The sequence below is a fragment of the Massilia sp. BGA-UO-ETr-WB1 genome, from assembly GCF_059567845.1.
The window spans coordinates 20,098-27,800 of record NZ_JCAQOT010000022.1 but is presented as its reverse complement, the minus strand read 5'-3'; the positions used below and the strand labels follow the sequence as shown (position 1 = coordinate 27,800).

Below are 7,703 nucleotides of genomic sequence, written 5' to 3'. Positions count from 1 at the left end.
CCTGATGACCATAGCAAATCGGTCCCACCCCTTCCCATCCCGAACAGGACCGTGAAACGATTTTGCGCCGATGATAGTGCTGCAACCAGTGTGAAAGTAGGTTATCGTCAGGCTAGTTATAAGCAAAACCCCGCCGGGTGATCCTGGCGGGGTTTTTTGCTTTCCAGTCATGTTGTTGTAACAACTGCTCAGTAGACTGCGCCTTTTCAATCAGAAGAGGTCCGCAGCATGAAGCTCCCCCAACTCTCCCTGTTGTCCCTGGCCGTTGCCGTCGCGCTCAGCGCTTGCGGCAGCAGTGATGATGCGCCGGCCGTTGTTGCGCCGGTGAAGCCGCAGATCAGCGGCTTGTTCCTGGACGGCGCCGTCGAAGGCCTGGAATACGTGGCGGGCACCGCCGCCAAGGCCAGCACCAGCGCCAAGGGCGAATTCACCTGCATCACGGGCGACACCGTGAGCTTCAGCATCGGCGGCATCGCGCTGGGCAGCGCCGCTTGCGCCGCCACCATCACGCCGTTGCAGCTGGCCGGCGCCACCGATATCGGCGACCTCAAAGTGGTCAACCGCCTGCTGGCCCTGCAGCTGCTGGACGAGGACAGCGATCCGCAAAACGGCATCAAGATCACCTCCGAGGTCAAAGCCGCGTTGGCCGCGAAAAGCGCCGATTTCACGCTGCCCGCCGCCGCGTTCAATAGCGCGCTGTCCGCCAACCTGGCCGCAGCCGGCGTAAAATACGCGGCACGCAGCGTAGACGACGAGCGCCGCGCACTGGTACGCGAACACTTTGAGGACACGATGGCATCGAAGCTCGGTACGCCGGTCAACCAGGCCTTCACGCAGGGCGACGTGAGCGTGACCGTCACCCGCTACCAGGTGCAGGCGGACGCCAAGTACTACATTCCATATGAAGGCAGCAACGCCAAGGTGAAGGAAGACTTCCCGCTCGGCTTCCTGCCATCGTTCGGTTCCTCGCTGGCTTTCAAGGGCACAAACGCCAACGGCGAGCTGGAATTCTACGGCCTGACCGACCGCGGCCCGAACGGCGACGGCCCTAACGTGCCGGCGCTCACCGGCAGCGGCGTAATGGGCGCAAAGATCTTCCCGGCGCCAAGCTTCACGCCGTCGATCGGTATCGTCACGGTTGGCAAAAACGGTGCGGTGCTGACTTCCGTGCAGCCGATCAAGGCATCGGCCACCGCCAACGCCACCGGCCTGCCGCTGCCCGCCGGCACGCTGGGCAACTCGGCTGAAATTCCTGTGATGGATGCAATGAAGTTCGACGCCAGCGGCAAGGCTACCTTCAATGCCAATGGCCTGGACAGCGAAGCCGTGGTGCTGGACAAGAAGCGCAACGCGCTGTGGGTGGCGGACGAATACGGTCCCTTCGTGGTGAAGATCGACCCGGCCACCGGCATCATCCAGAACAAGTACGCTGCCGGCAGCGGCCTGCCTGCCATTTTCGCCAAGCGCCGCGCCAATCGCGGCATCGAAGGCATGGCACTGGACGCCACCACCGACAAGCTGCACACCTTCCTGCAAAGCCCCCTCTCGGACGGCAGCGCGCCGTACTCGGTGACTGGCAAGAGCGAGCAGGTTGAACGCTTCGCGCGCTTCACGCGCTGGGTGGAATTCGATCCGGCGACCGGCACCACGTCGAAAATGTACGCCTATCCGCTGAACGGCGCCGACTATCAGGACGGCCGCACCGGCAACGCCAAGCTGGGCGACGTGGTCGCGCTGGGCAACGGCAAATTCATCGTCATCGAACAGGGCGCGGCGCCGAGCGGCAAAGTGTTCAACAAGCTGATGCTGGTGGAGATCGCGAACGCGACCGACATCAACGCGGCTGCCTTTAACGCCACCACGTCCGACCTGGAGAAAAGCTCGATGGGCGGCGCGGCGGTGAACGGCGCTGACTGGTCGAAAGTGGTGGCGCTGAAGAAGACCGTGCTGCTGGATCTGAACGCGATCGGCTGGCTGGCTGAAAAAGCCGAAGGCCTGACGATTGTCGACGGTAACACGCTGGCCCTGGCCAACGACAATGACTTCGGCCTGAAGACCAAGATCTACACCCCGGCCGGCGTGGCGGTGGATGCCGACGTCACCAAGTGCAATGTGGACGCGAACGGCGCGATCGTCACCAGCAGCACCGTGGGCTGCAACGCCGCCAACAGCATCCGCGTGACCCGTGGCGACGACCGTGAACGTCCAAGCCGTCTGTGGCTGATCAAGTTCGGCAAGGCGCTGACGGCCTACTAAGCCGCCAAGCCGTCATTGCATGCGCACCAGGCCGATCAGGTGCGAGGACAGGAACAGCAGTAGCCCGATACATCCGCCAACGATAGTGCCGTTGATGCGGATGTATTGCAAGTCCTTGCCGATATTGAGTTCGATCTGGCGCGACATGTCTTCCGTGTCCCACTTCTTCACCGTGTCGCTGATGTGGCGGGTGAGGAAGTCGGCGAAGTCCGGCGCCATGGCGCGCGCCGCGTCTTCCATGTGCCGGCTGAGCGACTCGCGCAAGTCCTCGTTGCGGGCCAGTTCCTCGCCCAGCCATTTGCTCATCGCCGCCACGCGCCGGTGCAGCTCCGATTCCTCCGCCGCCAGGTCCTGCCGCATCCAGCTGCGCAAGCCGTTCCAGATCTCCGCCAGGTAGGCGTTCACCGCTTCGCCGTCGCGGATGTAGCGCTTGATTTCTTCCGCGCGCTGGTGGAACGACGGATCCTCGCGCAGCCGCACGATGAATTCGGCGATCATGCGGTCCAGCCGCCGGCGCAGCTTGTGCGAACGGTCCTCCGCCACTTCCAGCAGCAGCGTGTTGAGCGCTTCCGTCACCCAGTCCGCGCCTTTCTCGCCCAGCCAGGCGGTGGGCAGCAGCTTCTCCATCGCCGCGTGCTCGCGCTTGAGCCAATGGATGATGCTGCTGGCGATCAGCTCCTGGTTCTCCGGCGCGCGTAGGTGCAGCAGCGCGGCGTCGATCACGTCGTCCAGCACTTCCTGGTGGCGGCCGTCCCTGGTCAGCGCATCGAGCACGGTGGCCAGTGAACGCGACAGATCGAGCTTGCCCAGCATGGCGTGGAAGGCGTCCTTCAGGAAGCGCTGGATGCGCGCGTCCTCCGCCATGTCCAGCATGCCGGCCGCCAGGCGCACCACGTAGCCGCCGAGGATGCGGTCGTTGGCCGGTTCGGCCAGCCAGGTGCCCAGCTTGGCAATCGGATCATGCTTGCGGATCAGGCCCACCAGCGACTCCGGGTCGAGGAATTTCTCCTGAACGAAGCGCGCCAGATTGTCGGCGATGCGGTCCTTGTTGTTGGGGATGATGTTGGTGTGCGCGGAGATGAGCGGAATCGGCACCTTGCGGAACAGCGCCGCCACGGCGAACCAGTCGGCCAGCGCCCCCACCATGGCCGCTTCCGACACCGCCTTCACGCAATCCACCGCGAAGCTGCGCGGCAGGAAGGCGGTCACCATAAAGACCAGGGCTGCAGCAGCGAGGAACAGCAGGGCGGTGCGCTTGGACTTTTTGAGTTCAAGTTCCTTGTTCATTCCATCCTCCGGGTTGGCCCTACTTTACCAGTAAGCCGGGGCCGGGCGCGCAGCCTATGCCACCTGCTCCCAGTCCAGGCCGAAGCGGGCCAGGTATTTTCGCAGGCGGTCGGCATCGTTCGGCTTGGCCTTTTCCGCACGCGATACGGCGTACAGCTTGCGGCCGGCGTCGGACATGGTCTTCGACTGGCGGCACACGGCCAGCACCGCCTCCAGCTGCACGCGGTCGAACAGATCGATCTGCGCCGCCGCTTCTTCGCCGATCACGTCTTCCAGCGCGATGCGCGGACCGTTGGCCGTGCCGGCGCCGGGCGTCAGCGTGCGCCACTGGCGCTGCAGGCGGGCGATTTCCGCGCCGGCCACCGCCGTGGTGATGCGCCCGGCCTCGGCCAGCGTGGCCATGCGCGTGACGGCGGCGGACAGGTCGCGGAAGTTGCCGCTCCAGCGCGCATCGGGCGATGCGGCGAAGGCCATGAACCGTTCGCGGGCTTCCTTGTTGAAGCGCACCGCGTCGCCATGCTCGGCGCTGTACTGCTGCAGCAGGTAGTCCAGATTGGGTTCGATGTCTTCCGGCCGGTCGGACAAGCCGGGCAGGGCGTAGGTCCATAGATTGATGCGGGCGTACAGGTCTTCGCGGAAGCGGCCGGCCGCCACCTCGACGGCCAGGTCGCGGTTGGTGCCGGCAATGAGCTGGAAGTCGCTTTGCACTTCATGGTCGCCGCCCATTGGAAGGAAGCGTTTTTCCTCCACGGCCTTGAGCAGCATGGCTTGCTCGTCCAGGCCCAGCTCCCCTATCTCGTCCAGGAACAGCAAGCCTTTGTGCGCGGTGCGCAACAGGCCGGGACGGTCCGAGGCGGCGCCGGTGAAGGCTCCCCTGACGTGGCCGAACAAGGTGGACCCGGCGCCGTCGCCGTGCAGGGTGGCGCAGTTGATCTCGACGAACGCGCCCTTCAGCTGGTGGCGCGCCTTCTTCAGCTCGAACACGCGGCGCGCCAGGAATGACTTGCCAGCGCCGGTGGGGCCCATCAGCAGCATGGGCGCGCGCGAGCGCACGGCCACGTGCTCGATCTCGTCGATCATCAGGTTGAACTGCGGATTGCGCGTGGCGATGCCGGACTTGAGAAAGGCCACGCCTTCCTGCTGCGCCGTGGCGAAGCGCTGCGCGATCTGGTCGTAGCGCGACAGGTCCAGGTCGATCAGCGTGTAGTTGCCGGGCGAGCCGGCAGCGTGGCGGCGCGGCGGCGAAGTCTGCAGCAGGCAGCCGGGAAAGTAGCGCGCCTCCGTCATCAGGAACAGGCAGATCTGCACCACGTGTGTGCCGGTGGTGATGTGGATCCAGTATTCCTCCTTGTCGGGATCGAACGGATAGCTGCGCGCGAAGTCATACAAGGCGCCGTAGACGTCGCCGAAATCCCAAGGGTCGCGGATGTGCAGCTTGTGCTGGGCAACACTGGTCTCCGGCGATACCGCGGCGATGTCCTGCGCCACTTGCTGGACGAGCGGGCCGTAGCTGCCGTTGTAGAGCAGCTCGAAGCGGTCGACCACCAGGTCCTCGTGCTGCGCCATGGCCACCGTGGGCCGCCACTTTTCCCAGCGCGCGCTGCCGTTTCCGCTGTCCAGCGTGGTGCCGACGAAGCCCAGGATGACTGTCTTCTTTTTCATGGGTGGATAAGCATTTATCTTTAGGGATAATTTATCACAAAACACCTGTTGGAGTGACAATCGAAGTTTCTATATTTATCAAGTACTTAGCTTGCTGCCTCGATGTGGCACGGTGATTGCAATAGCATGCATATTCGTCTGGCACGGCATTCTCGCCGCCCTTGTCGGCGATGTATAAACCGGATTAAATGGAACGATCATGAAAAAAGAAACCTACGAATTGCTGGATAACCAGGGCGGCAGCCCGGTGAAGATGTGGACCGGCGGCGTGCCTGTCGAAGAGCAGGCAAAGGCCCAGCTGGCCAACACGGCGAAGATGCCCTTTATTTACAAGCACATCGCGGTGATGCCGGACGTGCACCTGGGTAAAGGCTCGACCATCGGCAGCGTGATCCCGACGCTGGGCGCGATTATCCCGGCGGCGGTGGGCGTGGACATCGGCTGCGGCATGATGGCGGCCAAGACCACGCTGAACGCGCGCGACCTGCCGGACAACCTGGGGCCGCTGCGCAGCGCCATCGAGAAAGCCATCCCGCACGGCATGACGCCGAAGACGCGCGGCTACAAGGGGCGCGACGAGGGTTCCTGGCACACGCCGCCGTCGGCGGTGGACGCCGCCTGGGAGCAGCTGAAGGACGAGTTCGACGTCATCTGCCAGAAGACGCCCAAGCTGAAGAACACCAACAACTACCGCCACCTCGGCACGCTGGGCAGCGGCAACCACTTTGTGGAGGTGTGCCTGGACGAGCAGGGCGCGGTGTGGTTCATGCTGCACTCCGGTTCGCGCGGCGTGGGCAATGCCATCGGCACCCACTTCATCGAACTGGCGCAGCAGGACATGCGCGCCCACATCGCCAACCTGCCGGACAAGGATTTGGCGTACATGAACGAGGGCACGCAGCATTACGACGATTACGTGGAAGCGGTGGGCTGGGCGCAGAAATTCGCGCGCATGAACCGCGAGGTGATGATGCAGAACCTGATCGCGGCGGTGCGCAACGTGATCACCAAGCCATTCGAAACGCACGTCGAGGCCGTGAACTGCCACCACAACTACGTGCAGAAGGAGCGCCATTTCGGCAAGGACGTGCTGGTGACCCGCAAGGGTGCGGTGTCGGCGCGCGAGGGGGAGCTGGGCATCATCCCGGGTTCGATGGGCGCCAAGAGCTTCATCGTGCGCGGCAAGGGCAACCCGGAAAGCTTCAACAGCTGCAGCCACGGCGCGGGCCGCACCATGAGCCGCAACGAGGCCAAGCGCCGCTACACGCTGGAAGACCAGGTGCGCGCCACGCAGGGCGTGGAGTGCCGCAAGGACGCCAACGTGATCGACGAGATTCCGATGGCCTACAAGGACATCGACGCGGTGATGCACGCCCAGCGCGACCTGGTGGAAGTGGTGCACACGCTGAAGCAGGTCGTCTGCGTGAAAGGATGACGATGATGGACGGCTTGATAGAGCTGGATGGCTCGCAGGGCGAGGGCGGCGGCCAGGTGCTGCGCAGCGCGCTCACGCTGTCGATGATTACCGGGCGTCCCTTCCGCATCGTGAACATCCGCGCCAACCGCGCCAAGCCGGGCTTGATGCGGCAGCACCTGGTTGCGGTGCAGGCTGCGGCTGCGGTGTGCGGAGCGGATGTGTCGCAGGCGGTGGTGGGCGCGCGCGAGCTGGCGTTCCGGCCAGGCCGCATCCGTGGCGGCAGCTACCGCTTCGCCATCGGTACCGCCGGCAGCAGCACGCTGGTGCTGCAAACCCTGCTGCCGGCGCTGCTGTTCGCCGATGCGCCGTCCACGGTGACGGTCAGCGGCGGCACGCACAATCCCAAGGCGCCGCCCGCGCATTTCCTCGAGCGCAGCTATGGCCGCGTGATGGCCGCGATGGGGGCGGATTTGGCGATAGAGTTGAAGCGCCATGGCTTCTATCCGGCCGGCGGCGGCGAAATCGTCGCGCGCGTGCAGCCTTGTGCGCAGCTGCGGCGCATCGAGCTGGTGTCACCCGGCGCGCGGCGCAATTCCTATGCCGAGAGCCTGGTTGCGGGCGTGCCATCGCGCGTGGCGCGGCGCGAACTGGAATGCGTGGCCACGGGACTGGGCTGGTCCGAGTCCCAACTGCATGAGCGGCGCTTGCCGGACGAGGAGGGGCCGGGCAATGTGCTGCTCATCACGCTGGAGTCCGAATACGTTACCGAGGTATTCGCAGGCTTCGGCGAGAAGGCCGTGCGGGCCGAGGAAGTGGCCCGGCATGCGCTCGGCGAAGCGCGCCGCTATATCGCGTCCGGGGCCGCCGTGGGCGAACATCTGGCGGACCAGCTGATGCTGCCGATGGCGCTGGCGGGCGGCGGCAAGTTCACGCTGGACCGCGTGTCGCAGCATGCGCTCACCAATGCCGGCGTGATCGGGCGCTTCCTGCCGGTGGAGATCCGCTTCGAAGCGGGCGAGCGGCACAGCACTTGTACCATTTCCGCCTGTTGATGGCGTAACACCTGTTCCAAACTGGCACA

The 7,703-nt window shown here is 64.7% G+C and carries 5 protein-coding genes and 1 rRNA gene; 4 read left to right on the top strand and 2 right to left on the bottom strand.

All coding sequences use genetic code 11. From position 1 onward, the window contains the following. A 5S ribosomal RNA gene (gene rrf, locus AC56DV_RS08465) occupies positions 1–113 on the top strand. Positions 114–228: 115 nt separating this feature from the next. Next, positions 229–2,256, top strand: coding sequence for an esterase-like activity of phytase family protein (locus tag AC56DV_RS08460; protein WP_496313864.1), 2,028 nt, complete (start codon positions 229–231; stop codon positions 2,254–2,256). Between the two features lie 12 nt (positions 2,257–2,268). Here the strand turns inward: AC56DV_RS08460 and AC56DV_RS08455 are convergent, their stop codons facing one another. Beyond that, the gene (locus AC56DV_RS08455; protein WP_496313863.1) at positions 2,269–3,543 is read right to left on the bottom strand and encodes a DUF445 domain-containing protein; all 1,275 of its coding nucleotides are present in this window, start codon (positions 3,541–3,543) and stop codon (positions 2,269–2,271) included. 54 nt (positions 3,544–3,597) lie between these two features. Next, the gene (gene rtcR / locus AC56DV_RS08450) at positions 3,598–5,205 is read right to left on the bottom strand and encodes an RNA repair transcriptional activator RtcR (RefSeq protein WP_496313862.1); all 1,608 of its coding nucleotides are present in this window, start codon (positions 5,203–5,205) and stop codon (positions 3,598–3,600) included. A 199-nt stretch (positions 5,206–5,404) separates the two neighbouring features. Here rtcR and AC56DV_RS08445 point away from each other — a divergent pair, with 199 nt between their 5' ends. Both AC56DV_RS08445 and rtcA read left to right on the top strand, forming a co-directional pair. Further along, entirely contained in the window at positions 5,405–6,640 is a 1,236-nt protein-coding gene (locus tag AC56DV_RS08445) for an RtcB family protein (protein ID WP_496313861.1), read from the top strand. Then, positions 6,637–7,674, top strand: coding sequence for an RNA 3'-terminal phosphate cyclase (gene rtcA, locus AC56DV_RS08440; RefSeq protein ID WP_496313860.1), 1,038 nt, complete (start codon positions 6,637–6,639; stop codon positions 7,672–7,674). Before AC56DV_RS08445 ends, rtcA begins: the two co-directional genes overlap by 4 nt. The last annotated feature ends 29 nt before the right edge of the window (positions 7,675–7,703 follow it).

Excerpts from the sequence above, each read along its gene's own strand:
- AC56DV_RS08460 (WP_496313864.1), top strand. The coding sequence starts at position 229 with ATGAAGCTCCCCCAACTCTCCCTGTTGTCCCTGGCCGTTGCCGTCGCG.
- AC56DV_RS08455 (WP_496313863.1), bottom strand. The coding sequence starts at position 3,543 with ATGAACAAGGAACTTGAACTCAAAAAGTCCAAGCGCACCGCCCTGCTG.
- rtcR (WP_496313862.1), bottom strand. The coding sequence starts at position 5,205 with ATGAAAAAGAAGACAGTCATCCTGGGCTTCGTCGGCACCACGCTGGAC.
- AC56DV_RS08445 (WP_496313861.1), top strand. The coding sequence starts at position 5,405 with ATGAAAAAAGAAACCTACGAATTGCTGGATAACCAGGGCGGCAGCCCG.
- rtcA (WP_496313860.1), top strand. The coding sequence starts at position 6,637 with ATGACGATGATGGACGGCTTGATAGAGCTGGATGGCTCGCAGGGCGAG.